Origin of the sequence: Thauera sp. K11 (genome assembly GCF_002354895.1) — a bacterium.
GTDB lineage: Bacteria > Pseudomonadota > Gammaproteobacteria > Burkholderiales > Rhodocyclaceae > Thauera > Thauera sinica.
Genome location: NZ_CP023439.1, coordinates 1,948,787 through 1,965,814, shown reverse-complemented (window position 1 = coordinate 1,965,814; position 17,028 = coordinate 1,948,787). Strand labels below are relative to the sequence as shown.

Below are 17,028 nucleotides of genomic sequence, written 5' to 3'. Positions count from 1 at the left end.
TGTTCAGCCTGGAGTCTGGTCGGAATTCTTGTCGGGAAGACGCTGCGCCTCCTGCTCCAGGGCGCGGACGCGCTCGGCCAGGGCATCGAGGTGGCGCAGGTGGGAGAAGTTCTTCACCCAGTCGGCGTGGGCCTGGAGCGGCAGCGTCGAGGTGTAAACCCCGGGTCTGTGGATGGACTTCACGACCACCGTCGCGGCGGACACCACCACGTCGTCGGCGATCGTCAAGTGGCCGGCGATGCCGACGCCGCCGGCGATCATGCAGCGGGCGCCGATCGTGGTGCTGCCGGCGATGCCGACGCAGCCGGCGATCGCGGTGTCCTCGCCGATCTGCACGTTGTGTGCGATCTGGATCTGGTTGTCGAGCTTGGCGCCGCGTCCGATCACGGTGTCGTCGAGCGCGCCGCGGTCTATCGTGGTGTTGGCCCCGATCTCGACGTCGTCGCCGATCACGACCCGTCCCATCTGCGGGATCTTGATCCAGCGGCCGTTCTGCTCGCGGGCGAAGCCGAAGCCGTCGGAGCCGATGACGGCGCCGGAATGCACGATGCAGTCGCGGCCGATGACCGAACCGGCATAGACGACGACGCGCGGCGCGAGCCGGGTGCCGGCGCCGATGCGAACGCCCTGCCCGATGCTGCAGCCCGCGCCGATCACGACGTCATCGCCGATCTCGACGTCAGCCTCGACGACCGCACCCGCGTCGATCTGCACGGAGGCCGGCACCGGGGACGACACCGCGGCGAGCGGGTGCACGCCCGGACGGGGCGGCGGCGGCGGATTGAAGACGGATGCGACCTGCGCGTAATAGAGATAGGGGTCGTCCGCGACGATGCGCGGACGGTCGGTCACCGCGTCGCGTGCCTTGTGGCCGACGATCACCGCCGCGGCCCGGCTCGACTTCAGCCGCGACAGGTATTTCGGATTGGCGAGGAAGGCCAGATCGCCCTCCCCTGCCTGGTCCAGCGTCGCCACTCGGCGCACGACCAGGGCACCGTCGCCGACAAGCTCGCCTCCCAGGCGGGCGACCAGTTCATCGAGCCGGAACATGCCCGAGACCGCGGATTACTTGCTCTCGGACAGGGCCTTGATGACCTTGTCGGTGATGTCGATGCGGGGGCTGGCGTACACCGCCTCCTGGAAGATGATGTCGAATTTTTCGGACTCGGCGATCTGCTTCACCGACCGGTTCGCACGCTCGAGCACCGACGCGAGTTCTTCGTTGCGGCGCTGGTTCAGGTCTTCGCGGAATTCGCGCTGCTTGCGCTGGAAGTCGCGATTCAGGTCGTTGAGCGCCCGCTCCTTGGTGCGGCGGTCGGTCTCGGCCATCGTCGTGCCGTTGCGCTCGAGTTCTTCCTGCATGCCTTGGAGATCCTTCGCCATGCGCTGCAATTCCTGGTCGCGCTTCTCGAATTCCTTCTCCAGCCGCTGCTGGGCGCGCACGGCCGGCCCGGCTTCGCGCATCACGCGGTCGGAATTGACGAAACCGATCTTGGTCTCCGCCGCCGCGGTCTGGGAAACACCGACCAGGGCCGCCGCAACCAGAGTGAGGGTGCTGACTTTCACAAAAACCTCCGGAAATTACGCTTTCGATGACGCTATCAGAACACGCTGCCCAACTGGAACTGGAAGCGTTGCGTCTTGTCGTCCTTCTCTTTCTTGAGCGGGAAACCCAGGCTGAACTTCAGCGGACCCACCGGCGAACTCCACGAGAAGGCAAGGCCCGTACTGTAGCGCAAGTCGCTCAGGCTGATCTTTTCCTCCTTGCCCGTCTCCGGATCGTTACCCCAGACGTAGCCGGCATCCATGAAGGCCGAGACGCGGAACGAGCGGTCGGTGCCCGAGCCGGGCAGCGGGAAATAGAATTCCGCGTTGCCGACGAGCTTGCGCGTACCGCCGGTGGAAGTGAGGTCGCCGTCGGTATCGCGGAACTTCACGCCGATCGAACTCTGTTCGTAGCCGCGCACCGAGCCGATACCGCCGACGTAGAAGTTCTTGTAGAACGGGACCGGCTTGTCGGCAAAGCCCTTCGCCCAGCCGACGTCGCCATTGAGCATCAGCGCATAGTCGCGGCCGAACGGGAACCAGTGCTGGTACTGATAGTTGATCTTGGCGTACTTGAGCTTGCCGGGCGGGATCGCCGCCTCGCCATAGACACGCTGGTACACGCCCTTGCGCGGGTAGATGGCGCTGTCGCGCGTGTCGCGCGCCCAGCCGGCGCTGAGCAGCAGGCTGTTGACCGTGACGTCGCCGACGCCGTAGTTGGCGTCGGACGGGTTGGAACTGCCCGAGCTGCAGCCGAAATCGACGCAGAATTCCTTGTAGCGCAGCGGACTGTCGGTGAAGGTGGTCACCCGCGTCCGGTCCACGGTGAGGCCGAAGTTGATCTGGTCGTCTTCCGCGATCGGGTAGCCCAGGCGCAGGCCGGCGCCGGTCGACACGGTCTTGTACGGCGACACCGTGTAGCTCTCGGTGGGATCGTAGGTGCGGTGGTACAGATCCCAGCCCAGGCTGACGCCATCGACGGTGTAGTACGGGTTGGTGAACGACAGCGCCAGCGTGCGGCCGGAGCGGCTGGTGTTCAAGCCCAGCGTCAGCGCGTTGCCGCTGCCGAACAGGTTCTGCTGCGAGACCGATGCCGACAGCACCACCTTGTCCGAACTCGAGAAGCCGGCGCCGAGCATCAGGTTCCCCGTCGGACGCTCCTTGACGGTGAAGTTGACGTCCACCTGGTCGGTCGTGCCGGGCACAGCGGGCGTCTCGACGTTCACCTCGTCGAAGAAGCCGAGCCGGTCCACCCGGGTGCGCGAACGGTTGATCGCCGCCGCGTCGTACCACGCGCCTTCCATCTGGCGCATCTCGCGGCGCACGACCTCGTCGCGCGACTTGGTGTTGCCGCCCACGTTGATGCGCCGCACATACACGCGCCGGCCTGGATCGACGAAGATGGTGAAGGCGACCTCGCGCTTGTCCTTGTCGACTTCCGGCGCGGCATTGACGTTGGCGAAGGCATAACCCTCGTTGCCTAGCCGGTCGGTGATCGCCTTCGTCGTCTCGGTCAGCCTTTCGCGCGAGAAGGTTTCGCCCGGCTTGATCTTCGCCATCGCCAGGTATTCGGACTCGGGGAGGATCAGGTCGCCGGTGAAGCGCACACCCGTCACCGAGTATTTCTCACCCTCGGTGATGTTCAGGGTGATGTAGATGTCCTTCTTGTCCGGCGTGATCGACACCTGGGTGGAGTCGATGTTGAAATCCAGATAACCCCGGTTGAGGTAGAAGGAACGCAGCGTTTCCAGGTCCGCGGAAAGCTTCTGGCGAGAATACTGGTCGTTCTTCGTATACCACGTCAGCCAGCCCGGCGTGGTGAGCTGCATCTGAGCGATCAGGTCGTCCTCGTCGAAAGCCTTTGCTCCGATGATCCTGATCTCGTGGATCTTCGCGACGTCGCCTTCGTCCACCGCGAAATTGATGCCGACGCGATTGCGCTCGAGCGGCGTCACGGTGGTGGTGATGGTGGCCGAATACTTGCCGCGGGACAGATACTGGCGCTTCAGTTCCTGTTCGGCGCGCTCGAGCAGCGCGCGGTCGAAGATGCGGGATTCCGCGAGCCCCACTTCGCGCAGGCCCTTCTTCAGCGCTTCCTTGTCGAATTCCTTCACGCCGACGAAATCGATCTGCGCGATGGCCGGACGCTCATCGACGACGACCACGATGACGTCGTTCTCGGCTTCGATGCGCACGTCGCTGAAGAATCCGGTCGCGAAAAGCGCGCGGATGGCTTCGGCCGCCTGTGCCTCGTCGAAACGGTCGCCGACCCGCACCGGGAGGTAGTTGAACACCGTTCCTGCCTCGGTGCGCTGGATTCCTTCGACCCGGATGTCCTTGACGACGAAGGGATCGAAGGCGAACGCCGGCGCAGCGGCAAAAAGGGCCATTATCAGCCCGGGCAGGAGCTTGCGATTCATTCAGGTATTCAGCCGGAAATTAGTCGGTTGAGGTCGTTGTAGAAGGCGAATGCCATCAGCATTACGAGGAGTGCGAGACCGATCTGCTGGCCGATCTCCATGACGCGCTCCGGAATGGGGCCGCCCTTGATGATTTCCACAACATAATACAGTAAATGCCCTCCATCCAGCACCGGGATGGGAAGCAGGTTGAGCACGCCCAGGCTGATGCTGATCATCGCCACGAACTTGAGATAGTGGATGATTCCGAGCCGCGCGGTCTGCCCCGCATAGTCGGCAATCGTCACCGGGCCGGACAGGTTTTTCCACGAGATTTCGCCCACGAGCATCCTGCCGATCATCTGCAGGCTCAGCACGCTGGTATCCCAGGTCTGGCGCACGGCTTTCGCCATCCCTTCCACCACCCCGTAGCGGACTTCGGAGAAGAGCGCGGGCCCGCCGGTGGCGCCGGGATCGGCGACCCCGACGCCGATGCGTCCGACCTTCACGCCGTTTTCGCTCTCGGTGTCGGGCGTCACGCGAAAACTCAGCGCGGCCCCGGTACGCAGGACGTCGATGCGCAATTCGCGTCCCGCGGCCTCGCGCACGCGTTCGACCAGCTCCGTCCAGCCGTCGAGCGTCTCGCCGTCGATGGCCGTCACCTCGTCGCCGACCTGGATACCGGCGCGCTGGGCGGCTCCGCCTTCGACCAGTCGTCCGACCACCGCGGGAATGAGCGGCCGCCAGGGGCGCATGCCCATGCGCGCGATGAGGTCGCTGCCCCCGTCGTCGATGTCGACTCCGCTCAGGTCGAGCGCGCGGAATGCATCCACGTCTTCCAGCGTCTTCACGTGCAGCACCACGCGGCGGCTGTCCACCGTGTGCTTGAGCAGGACCCAGCGCAGTTCCTGCCAACTGCGGACCGCTTCCTCATCGACCGCGAGGACGAGGTCGCCGTCGCGCAATCCGGCGGCAGCGGCGACGCCGGGCGTATCGGTGAGCGAGATCCGCGGCCGCAGTTCGTCCGTTCCCACGACGAACATGCCCCAGTACAGGACGATCGCGAGCAGGAAGTTGGCGAGCGGCCCCGCCGCGACGATGGCGAACCGGCGCCACACGCTCTGGCGGTTGAAGGCCCGGTGCAGTTCCGCATCGGCGACCTCGCCTTCGCGCTCGTCGAGCATCTTGACGTAGCCGCCCAGCGGAAAGGCCGCAAGCGCCCATTCGGTACCGTCCGGCCCCGCCCTGCGCACCAGCAGCGGCTTGCCGAAGCCGATCGAGAACCGCAGGACCTTCACCCCGCACCAGCGCGCCACCAGGTAATGCCCCAGTTCATGGACGAGGATCAGGACACCCAGCGCGAGTGCGAACGGAATCAGGTAGTCGAACAGGTTCATGGTCTATGTCGCTTGCGGATCTCGATGCGCGCCCGTTCGCGGGCCTGCAGGTCGGCCGCCAGGACCGCATCGAGCGAATCGACCGGCATCGGCTCCGCGCGTTCCAGCGTTTCCTCGATCACCTGCGCAATGCAGCGGAAACCGATCCGCCGGTCGAGGAAGGCGTCGACGGCCTCCTCGTTCGCCGCGTTGAGTACCGCCGGCGCGCTTCCGCCCGCGCCCAGCGCCTGGTAGGCGAGGCGAAGGCACGGAAAGCGCTCCAGGTCGGGGCGTTCGAAATCGAGCCGTGCGATCTCGAAGAGATCGAGCGTCCTGACGCCGGCGTCGATCCGCTGCGGCCACGCCAGCGCATGGGCGATGGGCGTGCGCATGTCCGGGTTGCCGAGCTGCGCGATCACCGAACCATCGACGTAGTCGACCATCGAGTGGATCACGCTCTGCGGATGCACGACGACCTCGATCTGCCCGGCGGGCGCGCCGAAGAGCCAGTGAGCCTCGATGACCTCGAGCCCCTTGTTCATCATCGTGGCCGAATCGACCGAGATCTTGCGCCCCATGACCCAGTTGGGATGCGCGCAAGCCTGCTCTGGCGTGACCTGCTCGAGAAGGCCGGCCGGCGTGGTGCGGAAGGGGCCGCCGGACGCGGTCAGCAGCACGCGGCGCACGCCGGCCGCCCCCGGATCGCGCGCATAGTTCGCCGGCAGGGACTGGAAGATCGCATTGTGCTCGCTGTCGATCGGGAACAGCGTGGCGCCGCTGGCGCCCACCGCGTCCATGAACAAGCGGCCGGACAGCACCAGGGCTTCCTTGTTGGCCAGCATCAGCTTCTTGCCCGCGCGGGCGGCGGCGAGCGCCGGGCGAAGGCCGGCCGCGCCGACGATGGCGGCCATCACCGCATCCACGTCGGCATGCGACGACACGTATTCGAGCGCCTCGACGCCGGTCAGCACCTCGGTGCGGCAGCCCGCGTCGCCCAGCGCGCGCTGCAACTCGGCGACGCCGGAGGCGTCGCCGAGCACCGCGTACCGGGGCGAGAACTGCAGGCATTGTTCGAGCAGCTTGTCGGCCTGGCGCTGTGCGGTCAGCGCGAAGACCGAGAATCGCGCGGGATGGCGCGCGATCACGTCGAGCGTGCTGAGGCCGATCGAGCCGGTTGCGCCCAGGACCGTGATGCGCTGGTGACGGATTTCTGGCATGTGAGGAAGCCCGGCGAGAGTCAGCGTGCCCACCAGAGGGCCGCCAGTCCTGCGATGGGCAGCGTGGAGGTGAGGCTGTCGATGCGATCGAGAATTCCGCCGTGGCCCGGCAGCAGCGTGCCGCTGTCCTTCAGTCCCGCCTGCCGCTTCAGCAGGGACTCGAACAGATCGCCGACGATGCTGATGCCGGTATAGACGATCAGCAGCACGGCAAACCCTGCCCAGCCGGCCGGCGGCGGGATGTTGAGGGCACTGGACAGGACGATCCCGAACACCAGCACGCCGATGGCCGCCCCGGCGGCGCCTTCCCAGGTCTTGCCGGGGCTGATGCCCGGCGCGAGCTTGTGGCGGCCGAAGGCGCGGCCGGAAAAATAGGCGGCGATGTCGGCCACCCAGACGGCCGCCATCGCGGCCAGGAGCACCCGCGGATCGATGAGCCTCAGATGGGCAAGCGCGAGCGCCGGCGGCAGCAGCACGACCGCTCCCACGGCGACCGCCAGTGCAGCGCTGTCCAGCTTCCACTTGAGCGCAAGCCATGCGGGGATCACGCCCAGCCAGAAGGCTGCGCTGACGAGATAGATCGGCCCGAGATAGGACGGCGGCGGCAGTCGGTCTCCCGCCAGCCCGGCCGAGTAGCCCAGCGCGAGGCAAGCCAGGGCAAAGACGGGGGCGAGGATCGAGCGCGCACCCCGCCCGAAGGATGCGAGTCCGCCCCACTCCCATGCCGCCGCACCGCAGATGGCCGCGCACAGCAGCAGCCATCCCATGGCTGGCAACAGCAGCAAGGCGGAGAGCAGGCCGGCGAGGAGCACGATCGCGGTCAGGACCCGCAGCCTAAGCATGGCGCCCCGCGGGTTCCGCTCCCTGGGACGACGGTGCCTGCTCGCTCAACTGTTCGCTGGTGCGGCCGAAACGGCGTTCGCGCATCCGGTAGGACGCGATGGCCTTGTCGAGTGCTTCCGCGCCGAAATCCGGCCACAGCGTGTCGGTGAAGTAGAGTTCCGCGTAGGCCAGTTGCCACAGCAGGAAATTGCTGATGCGTTTCTCGCCGCCGGTACGGATGAAGAGGTCGGGTTCCGGTGCGAAATGCGTCGCCAGGCCGGCCGCCAAGTCATCCTCGGTGAAGCCGGAGCGGCGCTCCGGGTTGCGCTCCAGCATCTTGGCCACCGCATCGAGGATCTCCCACCGTCCGCCGTAATTCGCGGCGACCGTCAGGTTGAAGCGGGTGTTGCCCGCGGTCAGGGTCTCGGCGTCGCGGATCATCGACACCAGTGCCGGATCGAAGCGCGACAGGTCGCCGATGACCCGAAAGCGGATGCCGTTCTGGTGCAGACGCTCGACTTCCTTCTGCAGAGACCTCATGAAGAGCTGCATCAGGAAGGAGACTTCCTCGGCCGGACGGCGCCAGTTCTCGGAACTGAATGCGAACACGGTCAGGTAGCCGACCCCGCGATCCATGCAGGCGCGGATGACTTCGCGCAGGGCGTCCACGCCGCGGCTGTGTCCGGCGACGCGCGGCAGGAAGCGCTTGCGTGCCCACCTGCCGTTTCCGTCCATGATGATGGCGATGTGCGACGGGACGGCAGACACCGCCGGAATGTCCCGCGTCGAGCTGGTGAAACCTGCGTTTGCCACGATTCGCCTCCTCGCGTGCCCCGATGGGAACAGCCGATCCGGAGGGATCAGATCTGCATCAGTTCCTGTTCTTTCTGCGCCAGCAGCTTGTCGATCTCGGCCACGGCCTTGTCGGTCAACTTCTGGATGTCGTCCTGGGCACGACGCTCGTCGTCCTCGGAGATCGTCTTGTCCTTCACCGCGTCCTTGAGATGCTGGTTGGCATCCCGGCGCAGGTTGCGCACCGCGACCTTGGCGGTTTCGCCTTCCTGGCGCACGACCTTGGTGAGGTCGCGGCGGCGTTCCTCGGTCAGAGCAGGCATGGGAACGCGCAGCAGTTCGCCCATGTTGGCCGGGTTGAGGCCCAGATCGCTGTCGCGGATCGCGCGCTCGATCTTGCCCATCATCTGCTTTTCCCAAGCCTGGACGCCGATGGTGCGCGCATCGATGAGGGTGATGTTCGCCACCTGATTGACCGGCACCATCGAGCCGTAGTACTCGACCATCACGTGATCCAGGAGGCCGGTATGCGCGCGACCGGTGCGCACCTTGGCGAGATCCGCCTTCAGCGCCTCGATCGACTTCTGCATTTTCTGCTCGGTCGTCATCTTGAGTTCGGAAATCATGCGTGCTTCCTCGAAATGGGCTCGACGGGCGGCTTCAGGAATGAACCAGCGTGCCTTCGTCCTCGCCCATCACGACGCGCTTCAGCGCACCGGGCTTGAAGATCGAAAACACGTTGATCGGCAGCTTCTGGTCGCGGCACAGCGCAAAGGCGGTCGCATCGAGCACCGCGAGGTTGCGGCCGATCGCCTCGTCGAAGCTGATGCGATGATAACGCTTGGCTTCGGGGTCCTTCTTCGGGTCCGCGGTGTAGACGCCATCCACCTTGGTGGCCTTCAGCACGATCTGGGCGCCGATCTCGGCGCCGCGCAGCGCGGCGGCCGTGTCGGTGGTGAAGAAGGGGTTGCCGGTCCCCGCGGCGAAGATGACGACGCGCCCTTCCTCGAGATGCCGGATCGCACGGCCGCGGATGTAGGGCTCGACGACCTGGTCGATGCGCAGCGCGGACTGCACGCGCGCCTCGACGCTCATGCGGCGCATGGCGTCGGCGAGTGCCATCGCGTTCATGACCGTGGCCAGCATGCCCATGTAGTCGGCGGTGGCGCGATCCATGCCGGAGGCCGCTCCCTTCATGCCGCGAAAGATGTTGCCGCCGCCGATCACCACGCCCACCTGCACGCCGAGACGGGTGATCTCGGCCACTTCGGTGACGATGCGGGTGACGACTTCCTCGTTGATGCCATAGGGGTCGTTGCCCATCAGGGCCTCGCCGGACAGCTTCAGCAGGATGCGCTTGTAGGCGGCGGCGGACACGTCGGGCTCCTTACTTCTGGGCCGCGGCGGCGGCCTGCTCGGCCACTTCCGCGGCGAAGTCGGTCACCTTCTTCTCGATGCCTTCGCCGACGATGTACAGCGTGAAGCCGGCGACCGAGGCGCCCCTGGCCTTCAGCAACTGTTCGATCGTCTGCTTGCCGTCCTCGGCCTTGACGAAGACCTGGGCCAGCAGCGTCACTTCCTTGAGGAACTTCTGCACGGTGCCGTCGGCGATCTTTTCCAGCATTGCTTCCGGCTTGTTGTCGGCGCGTGCCTTTTCGACGGCGATGCGGCGTTCGGCCTCGATCAGGTCCTGCGACACGCCGGAAGCATCCAGCGCCTTGGGCTTGGAGGCGGCGATGTGCATCGCGATGTCCTTGCCGAGCTGTTCGTCACCGCCGACCAGGTCCAGCAGCACGCCGATCCTGGCGCCGCCGTGGATGTAGGAGCAGAGCCGGCCCTGCGCCTCGACGCGGACGAAGCGGCGGATCGACATGTTCTCGCCGATCTTGCCGACCAGCGCGGCGCGGGTCGATTCGACGGTGCCCTCGCCCAGCGGCAGCGCCGACAGGGCGGCGACGTCGGCCGGGTTCTTGCCCGACACGAGTTCGGCGCAGTTCTTGACCAGCGCGAGGAAGTCGTCGTTCTTGGCGACGAAGTCGGTTTCGCAGTTGACTTCGATGATCGAGCCGAGCTTGCCGTCGGCCGACACGTCGATGCCGACGATGCCTTCGGCAGCGACGCGGGCGGCGGCCTTCGACGCCTTGTTGCCCAGCTTGACGCGCAGGATTTCCTCGGCCTTGCCCATGTCGCCGGCCGCTTCGGCCAGCGCCTTCTTGCATTCCATCATGGGCGCGTCGGTCTTCTCGCGCAGTTCCTTGACCATGCTTGCGGTGATTTCCGCCATGCTAGCTCCTGAATGTCTTCGATCTATTGCAAGCGGCGGACGAAGCGCCCGCCGCGACTGGAATCCGGTGCGGCGACAGGAACGGGGAATCGTCGCGCCCGGCACCCGGCGGGCGCCGGGCACGACTCATCAAGCCTGTTCCTGCGAGCCTTCCTCTTCGACTTCGACGAACTCGTCGCCGCCGGCGGCGACGATCTCCTGCAGGACCTGGCTGCGGCCTTCCAGCACGGCATCGGCCACGCCGCGCGCATACAGGCGGATCGCGCGGGACGAGTCGTCGTTGCCCGGGATCACGTAATCAACGCCTTCCGGCGAGTGGTTGGTATCGACCACCGCCACGACCGGGATGCCCAGCTTCTGCGCCTCGGTGATGGCGATCTTGTGGTAGCCGACGTCGATCACGAACAGCGCGTCCGGCAGGCCGCCCATGTCCTTGATGCCGCCGATGGACTTCTGCAGCTTGTCGAGTTCGCGGCGCACGGTCAGCGCCTCGCGCTTGGACAGGCGCTCGATCGAGCCGTCTTCCATCATCGCCTCGACTTCCTTCAGGCGCTTGATCGACTGCTTGACCGTCTTGAAGTTGGTCAGCATGCCGCCGAGCCAGCGCTCATCGACGTAGGGCATGCCGGCGCGGTGCGCTTCTTCGGAGATGATCTCGCGCGCCTGGCGCTTGGTGCTGACGAACAGGATGTTGCCGCGGTTCGAGGCGAGCTTGCGCACGAAATTCATCGCCTCGTTGTACTTCGCCATCGTCTTTTCGAGGTTGACGATGTGGATCTTGTTGCGCTGGCCGAAGATGTAAGGGGCCATGCGCGGGTTCCAGAAACGGGTCTGGTGGCCGAAGTGGACGCCCGCTTCGAGCATCTGACGCATAGTGACGGACATGTGTTGCTCCAGTATCGAGGGTTTGACCGCCGCCCGCCATCGCCGCCCCACGATCTGCATCGTCGAGCGGACCCTTGATTGTCGGGCGTGTGGATTTTGCCTGCCTTGGCAGACAAGCCCGAAATATTAGCATGTGCGGATTGCAGGACTCAAGGCGCCCGCCGCGCGCGGTTTGCCCGGGAGGGGCGCATGCGATAGCCTGTCTACTTCATCCAGCACCATCGGCACCCCGACCCCGACATGAGCATCACCATAAAGACACCCGAAGAAATCGAAAGAATGCGGGTGGCCTGCCGTCTGGCAGCCGAAGTCCTCGACTACATCGAACCGTTCGTCAAGCCCGGCGTGACCACCGGCGAGCTCGACCGCCTGTGCCACGACTACATGGTCGATGTGCAGCAGACCGTCCCGGCCCCGCTGAACTACGCGCCCCCCGGGTATACGCCGTTCCCGAAGTCGATCTGCACCTCGATCAACCACCAGGTCTGCCACGGCATTCCGGGCGACAAGGTGCTGAAGAAGGGCGACATCGTCAATCTCGACATCACCGTCATCAAGGACGAATACCACGGCGACACCAGCCGCACCTTCATCGTCGGCAACGAGGCGAGCATCATCGCCAAGCGCCTCACGCAGATCACCTACGAATGCATGTGGCTGGGCATCGCCGCGGTCAGGCCGGGCGGCCACCTCGGCGACATCGGCGCGGTCATCCAGAAGCACGCGGAAGGGAACGGATTCTCGGTCGTGCGGGAATTCTGCGGCCACGGCATCGGCCGCAAGTTCCACGAAGAGCCGCAGGTGCTGCACTACGGCAAGGCGGGCACCGGCGTGGAACTCAGGCCGGGGATGATCTTCACGATCGAGCCGATGATCAACGCCGGCAAGGCGGCGATCTCCGAACTGCCCGACGGCTGGACCATCGTCACCAAGGACCGCAGCCTGTCGGCGCAGTTCGAGCACACCGTGCTGGTCACCGAGACGGGCGTCGAGATCCTGACCGTGTCCGAAAGAACGCCCCCTCCCCCGCCGCTGGTGGCCGGCCGCCTGGCCTGACGCGGATTCGCAGGTCCGTATGGCAGTGACCGACAACGGTTCCGGCGGTCTCCACGACATCATTGCCCGCGCGCGCACCGGGTTGGCGGCGGAATCGGCAGCGCTGCGCGCGGCCTACGAGGCCCAGCCGCGCACCAAGGTGCTGCTCGAAGGGCGCGCACGGCTCGTCGACCGGATGGTCGTGCGCCTGTGGTCCGCCTGCGGCATGCCGGCGGATGCGGCCCTCGTCGCCGTGGGCGGCTACGGGCGCGGCGAGCTGTTCCCGCATTCCGACGTCGACCTGTTGTTCCTGCTGCCGGCGGCGCCGGACGAGGCACTGCGGGTGAAACTGTCGTCGCTGGTGGGCGCGCTGTGGGACATCGGCCTGGAGATCGGGCATTCGGCGCGCACGATCGACGACTGCCTGGAGGCGTCGGCCTCGGACATCACGGTGCAGACCAATCTGCTCGAGGCACGGCTGGTGACCGGCGACCGGAGCCTTTTCGACGAACTGGCCCGCCGCTACGACAAGGCCATGGACCCGCGCGCCTTCTTCAAGGCGAAGCGGCTCGAGCAGGAGCAGCGCTACGCGCGCTTCAACGACACGCCCTATGCGCTCGAACCCAACTGCAAGGAGAGCCCCGGCGGCCTGCGCGACCTGCAGATGCTGGGCTGGATCGCGCGCGCCGCGAGGCTGGGCAGCAACTGGCGCGACCTTGCCCGCCACCGGCTGATCACCGGCGGCGAGGCGAGCGACCTGCGCAACATCGAGCGCTTCCTGCAGCACGTGCGCATCCGCCTGCACTACCTCACCGGGCGCGCCGAGGATCGCGTCCTGTTCGACCATCAGGAAAAGCTCGCGCGGCTCATGGGCTTCGAGGCCGGCGGCAGCAAGCGCGCCTCCGAAGCGTTCATGCAGCGCTACTACCTGACGGCCAAGATGGTGACGCAGCTCAACACCATCCTGCTGCAGAACTACGGCAGCGTGATCTTTCCCGACCGCGGCGCGGCGATCGTCATCAGTGACCGCTTCCAGGCCGTGCGCGAACTGCTGGACATCCGGCATGAGGACGTCTTCGAGCGCCATCCGGCGGCGCTGCTCGAATGTTTCCTGATCCTGCAGCAGCGTTCCGAACTGAAAGGGATGACCGCCCGCACGCTGCGCGCGCTGTGGCTGAACCGGAACCGCATCAATGCCGAGTTCCGCGCCGACCCCGCGCACAAGGCGCTGTTCATGCAGATCGTGCAGCAGAAGCGCGGCATCGTGCATGCGTTCAGGCGCATGAACCAGTACGGCATCCTGTCGCGCTACCTGCCGGCCTGGCGCAAGATCGTCGGCCAGATGCAGCACGACCTCTTCCACGTCTATACGGTGGATCAGCACATCCTGATGGTGCTTCGCAACGTGCGCCGCTTCACCATGGGTGAGCACGCGCACGAATACCCGCTGATGTCGCGCCTGATCCTCGGCCTCCCGCGGCATTGGCTGCTGTACCTGGCGGCGCTGTTCCACGACATCGCCAAGGGCCGTGGCGGGGACCACTCCCGCCTCGGGATGGAGGATGCACGCGAGTTCTGCACGCAGCACGCCCTGCCGGCCGAGGATGGCGGGCTCGTGGTCTGGCTGGTCGAGCACCACCTGACCATGTCGCAGTTCGCGCAGAAGGAAGACACCTCCGACCCCGAGGTGATCCGCCGCTTTGCCGCCATCGTCGGCGACGAGCGCCGTCTGACCGCGCTGTACCTGCTGACCCATGCGGACATCCGCGGCACCAGCCCCAAGGTGTGGAACGGCTGGAAGGGCCGCCTGCTGGAGGATCTGTTCTTCGCCACCCAGCGCCTGCTGCGCGGCGCCACGCCGGTGGAGGCCCTGGGCCTGGACGACCGGCAGGAAGACGCCCGCCGCCTGCTGCGCTATCACGGCCTGCGGCCCGGGGTGGAGGATGCCTTCTGGTCGCAGCTCGACGCCGTCTACTTCATGCGCCTGACGCCCGACGAGATCGCCTGGCATGCGCGCGTGCTGTACCACCGTCCCGATTCCGACGAGCCGGTCGTCAAGGCGCGCGTGGTCGGCGACGAGACCGGCATCCAGGTGATGGTCTACGTTCCCGACCAGAAAGACCTGTTCGTACGCCTGACCGGCTTTTTCGGCCGCATGGGTTTCACCATCCTGGACGCCAAGGTCCACACCACCCGGCACGGCTACGCGCTGGACAGCTTCGTGCTCCAGGACCCCGGGCACGACATGCCCTACCGCGACATCATCATGCTGATCGAGCATGAGCTGACCGAGCGGCTGGAGCACCCCGGCGCCCCCGAACGCCCGGCGCGCGGCCGCCTGTCGCGCCAGGTCAAGCATTTCCCGATCACCCCCGAGGTCAGCCTGCGCGCGGACGAGGCCGGCCGGCACTACGTCCTTTCACTGACCGCCGCAGACCGTCCCGGCCTGCTGTTCGACGTCGCCGAGGTACTCGCCAGCCACGGCATACGCCTGCATACCGCGCGGATCGATACGCTCGGCGAGCGCGTCGAGGACACTTTCCTGCTCTCCGGCGGTGGCCTGTCGCAGGACGCCCAGTTGCTGAAGGTCGAGCGCGAGATCCTCGACCGCCTGCAGGTCTAGCGGCCGCGGCCGTCAGTGCCCCTTGCCGGAGATGCGGTCCATTGCCGCATAGAGCAGGCCGGAGAACAGGAAGGTGATGTGGATGCCCACCATCCAGCCCAGGTGCTGGTTGGTGAGGTTGGTGACGTTCATGAATGCCTTCAGCAGCTCGATACCCGAAATCGCCACGATCGAGCCGATCAGCTTGATCTTGAGGTCCGAAAAGCCGATGTGCCCCATCCAGTCGGGCCGGTCCTGGTGGTTATGCAGGTCCTCCATCTTCGACACGAAGTTCTCGTAGCCGCTGAACATGATGATGAGCAGCAGGTTCATGATCAGCGCGATGTCCACCAGCGACAGCACGCCGATGATCAGTTCGCCGCCGCTCGCGGTCATGATGTGGGCGAACAGGCCCCACACCTCCTTGCCGAACTTCACCAGCAGGACGACCATCGCCAGCACCAGGCCGAAATAGACGGGGGCCATCAGCCAGCGGCTGGAAAAAAGCAGGTGTTCGAATCCGGTTTCGATACGTTTCATTGACAGGGTTCGGCTGTTTCAGAGCGCCGGATTCTAGCAGCGCTGCATTGCAGCATGCTACCCGGCCACGCCCGGCGGCGTTTCACAGCATGCCTGGAAAGGCATCACCCGTATCGCGCGGGTGCCATGCCGGTGCGCGATCGGGATGTCCGAACTCCGAGATCAAAGATTTTGGGCCTGGAAGCAAAACACCGGAAACCGGATTCAGCTTCATATTCCGTCAGACGTCGATCAAGTCAGACCAAATACGGAAAGAAGCATGAGCACCCAGAGCCGCGATGCGCAACTCGCCATCCTGTCCGATGCCGCCTGTCTGGATACCCCGCCGCAAACCGTCGGCGACTGGACCATGCTCGGCAAGCCGTTGCCCGATGCCTCGGGTTTCTTTGGCGTTGCCTATGCGAACGAAACCACCAGGGAAATCGTGATGATCTATCGTGGCACCGAGGAACTGTTCTCGGACGAGGCCGGCATCGACCTGGTTTTCGCCGATGGCAGCTGGCATCCGCAATTCGAGGCCGCGGCGGCATTCACCACGCAAATCAAGCTGCTGATTTCGGGCACCAAGTATTCCCGTTTTTCGCTCCTCACCACGGGGTACGATCCGGGCGGCGGCATTGCGCGGTTGATGAACCGGATGTTCGGGCTCGATTGGCACGCCTCGCACCGGTAACGTAGCCGGCGGTGATGCCGTTCAGCACACCCGGCAAAGATGTTCCAGCAGGTGCCGCACCCGCAGCATCGACCCCTGCAGTACCTTCTCGATGTCGCCGAAATGGATGCCCCGCTCGCTGCTGACCCGGCCGGCGGCGTAGTTTGCGACGACGTTGATCGCGGCGTAGGGAATTTCCAGTTCCCTGGCGAGCGACGCCTCGGGCATGCCGGTCATGCCCACCACGTCGGCGCCATCGCGCTCCAGGCGGTCGATCTCGGCCTTGGTTTCGAGGCGCGGGCCCTGGGTGGCGGCGTATACCGCGCCGTCGTGGGCGCTGTCGTCCGCTGCATGCGCGGCCGCGATCAGGCGCTGGCGCAGCGCTTCGTCGTAGGGATGGGTGAAATCGATGTGCTTGACGAGGCCCTCCCCGCCCTCGAAATAGGTGCTCTTGCGGCCCCAGGTGTAGTCGATGATCTGGTGCGGCACGACGAGCGTCCCCGGCGGAAAGTCGGAGCGGATGCTGCCGACCGACGCGACCGAGATGATGGCATTGGCCTTGGCCTGCTTCAGCGCCCAGAGGTTGGCGCGGTAGTTCACCAGATGCGGCGGGATCGTGTGGCCGTAGCCGTGGCGTGCGAGGAAGACGACCGGTTCGTTGCACATCGTGCCGTACATCAGTGCGCCCGAAGGCTCGCCGTAAGGGGTGCGCGCCACTTCGCGACGGATCACCGCCATGTTCGAGAGCTGGGTCAAGCCGCTGCCGCCGATGATCGCGAGCATGTAGGAACTCCGAGGAACGGGGCGCCGAGTCTACCACGCGGGCCGATGCCCTTTCCGCACGCAGTCCCGCGGCCGGAAAGGGCGCGGAGGCGGATG

General features: G+C 65.9%; 16 protein-coding genes. 3 read left to right on the top strand and 13 right to left on the bottom strand.

Features of this window, described 5'->3' with window-relative positions; genetic code table 11:
- Window positions 1–3: 3 nt before the first annotated feature.
- The 11 genes from lpxD to rpsB form a co-directional block, all read right to left on the bottom strand.
- Window positions 4–1,050, bottom strand: a complete 1,047-nt coding sequence (gene lpxD, locus CCZ27_RS08580) for a UDP-3-O-(3-hydroxymyristoyl)glucosamine N-acyltransferase (protein ID WP_096447341.1) — start codon at window positions 1,048–1,050, stop codon at window positions 4–6.
- A gap of 15 nt (window positions 1,051–1,065) precedes the next feature.
- A complete protein-coding gene (locus CCZ27_RS08575) occupies window positions 1,066–1,566 on the bottom strand; it encodes an OmpH/Skp family outer membrane protein (protein ID WP_096447339.1) in 501 nt (166 codons plus the stop codon).
- Window positions 1,567–1,601: 35 nt separating this feature from the next.
- Entirely contained in the window at window positions 1,602–3,965 is a 2,364-nt protein-coding gene (bamA, locus tag CCZ27_RS08570; protein WP_096447337.1) for an outer membrane protein assembly factor BamA, read from the bottom strand.
- Window positions 3,966–3,973: 8 nt separating this feature from the next.
- Entirely contained in the window at window positions 3,974–5,341 is a 1,368-nt protein-coding gene (gene rseP / locus CCZ27_RS08565) for an RIP metalloprotease RseP (RefSeq protein ID WP_096447335.1), read from the bottom strand.
- On the bottom strand, window positions 5,338–6,537 hold the full coding sequence (gene ispC / locus CCZ27_RS08560; protein WP_096447333.1) for a 1-deoxy-D-xylulose-5-phosphate reductoisomerase: 1,200 nt from the start codon (window positions 6,535–6,537) through the stop codon (window positions 5,338–5,340). The genes rseP and ispC overlap by 4 nt, the downstream gene beginning before the upstream one ends.
- A 20-nt stretch (window positions 6,538–6,557) precedes the next feature.
- Window positions 6,558–7,379, bottom strand: a complete 822-nt coding sequence (locus CCZ27_RS08555) for a phosphatidate cytidylyltransferase (RefSeq protein ID WP_096447331.1) — start codon at window positions 7,377–7,379, stop codon at window positions 6,558–6,560.
- Window positions 7,372–8,172, bottom strand: a complete 801-nt coding sequence (uppS, locus tag CCZ27_RS08550; protein ID WP_096447329.1) for a polyprenyl diphosphate synthase — start codon at window positions 8,170–8,172, stop codon at window positions 7,372–7,374. Before uppS ends, CCZ27_RS08555 begins: the two co-directional genes overlap by 8 nt.
- 47 nt (window positions 8,173–8,219) lie before the next feature.
- Entirely contained in the window at window positions 8,220–8,777 is a 558-nt protein-coding gene (frr, locus tag CCZ27_RS08545) for a ribosome recycling factor (protein WP_096447327.1), read from the bottom strand.
- 34 nt (window positions 8,778–8,811) lie between these two features.
- Window positions 8,812–9,528 carry a UMP kinase gene (gene pyrH / locus CCZ27_RS08540; RefSeq protein WP_096447325.1) on the bottom strand — a complete coding sequence of 239 codons (717 nt, stop codon included), beginning with the start codon at window positions 9,526–9,528 and terminating at the stop codon, window positions 8,812–8,814.
- Window positions 9,529–9,538: 10 nt separating this feature from the next.
- Window positions 9,539–10,435 carry a translation elongation factor Ts gene (gene tsf / locus CCZ27_RS08535; protein WP_096447323.1) on the bottom strand — a complete coding sequence of 299 codons (897 nt, stop codon included), beginning with the start codon at window positions 10,433–10,435 and terminating at the stop codon, window positions 9,539–9,541.
- A gap of 129 nt (window positions 10,436–10,564) precedes the next feature.
- A complete protein-coding gene (gene rpsB / locus CCZ27_RS08530; protein WP_096452351.1) occupies window positions 10,565–11,320 on the bottom strand; it encodes a 30S ribosomal protein S2 in 756 nt (251 codons plus the stop codon).
- A gap of 240 nt (window positions 11,321–11,560) precedes the next feature.
- Here rpsB and map point away from each other — a divergent pair, with 240 nt between their 5' ends.
- Both map and CCZ27_RS08520 read left to right on the top strand, forming a co-directional pair.
- Window positions 11,561–12,376, top strand: a complete 816-nt coding sequence (map, locus tag CCZ27_RS08525) for a type I methionyl aminopeptidase (protein WP_096447321.1) — start codon at window positions 11,561–11,563, stop codon at window positions 12,374–12,376.
- Between the two features lie 19 nt (window positions 12,377–12,395).
- On the top strand, window positions 12,396–14,978 hold the full coding sequence (locus CCZ27_RS08520) for a [protein-PII] uridylyltransferase (protein ID WP_096447319.1): 2,583 nt from the start codon (window positions 12,396–12,398) through the stop codon (window positions 14,976–14,978).
- Window positions 14,979–14,990: 12 nt separating this feature from the next.
- On the opposite strand, the gene CCZ27_RS08515 is transcribed toward CCZ27_RS08520, so the two are convergent.
- Window positions 14,991–15,497 (bottom strand): TIGR00645 family protein, encoded by a 507-nt coding sequence (locus tag CCZ27_RS08515; protein ID WP_096447317.1) that lies wholly within the window; start codon window positions 15,495–15,497, stop codon window positions 14,991–14,993.
- Window positions 15,498–15,756: 259 nt separating this feature from the next.
- On the opposite strand from CCZ27_RS08515, the gene CCZ27_RS08510 reads away from it, so the two are divergent.
- On the top strand, window positions 15,757–16,170 hold the full coding sequence (locus tag CCZ27_RS08510) for a hypothetical protein (protein ID WP_096447315.1): 414 nt from the start codon (window positions 15,757–15,759) through the stop codon (window positions 16,168–16,170).
- Window positions 16,171–16,191: 21 nt separating this feature from the next.
- On the opposite strand, the gene CCZ27_RS08505 is transcribed toward CCZ27_RS08510, so the two are convergent.
- A complete protein-coding gene (locus CCZ27_RS08505; protein WP_096447313.1) occupies window positions 16,192–16,932 on the bottom strand; it encodes an S-methyl-5'-thioinosine phosphorylase in 741 nt (246 codons plus the stop codon).
- Window positions 16,933–17,028 lie beyond the last annotated feature (96 nt).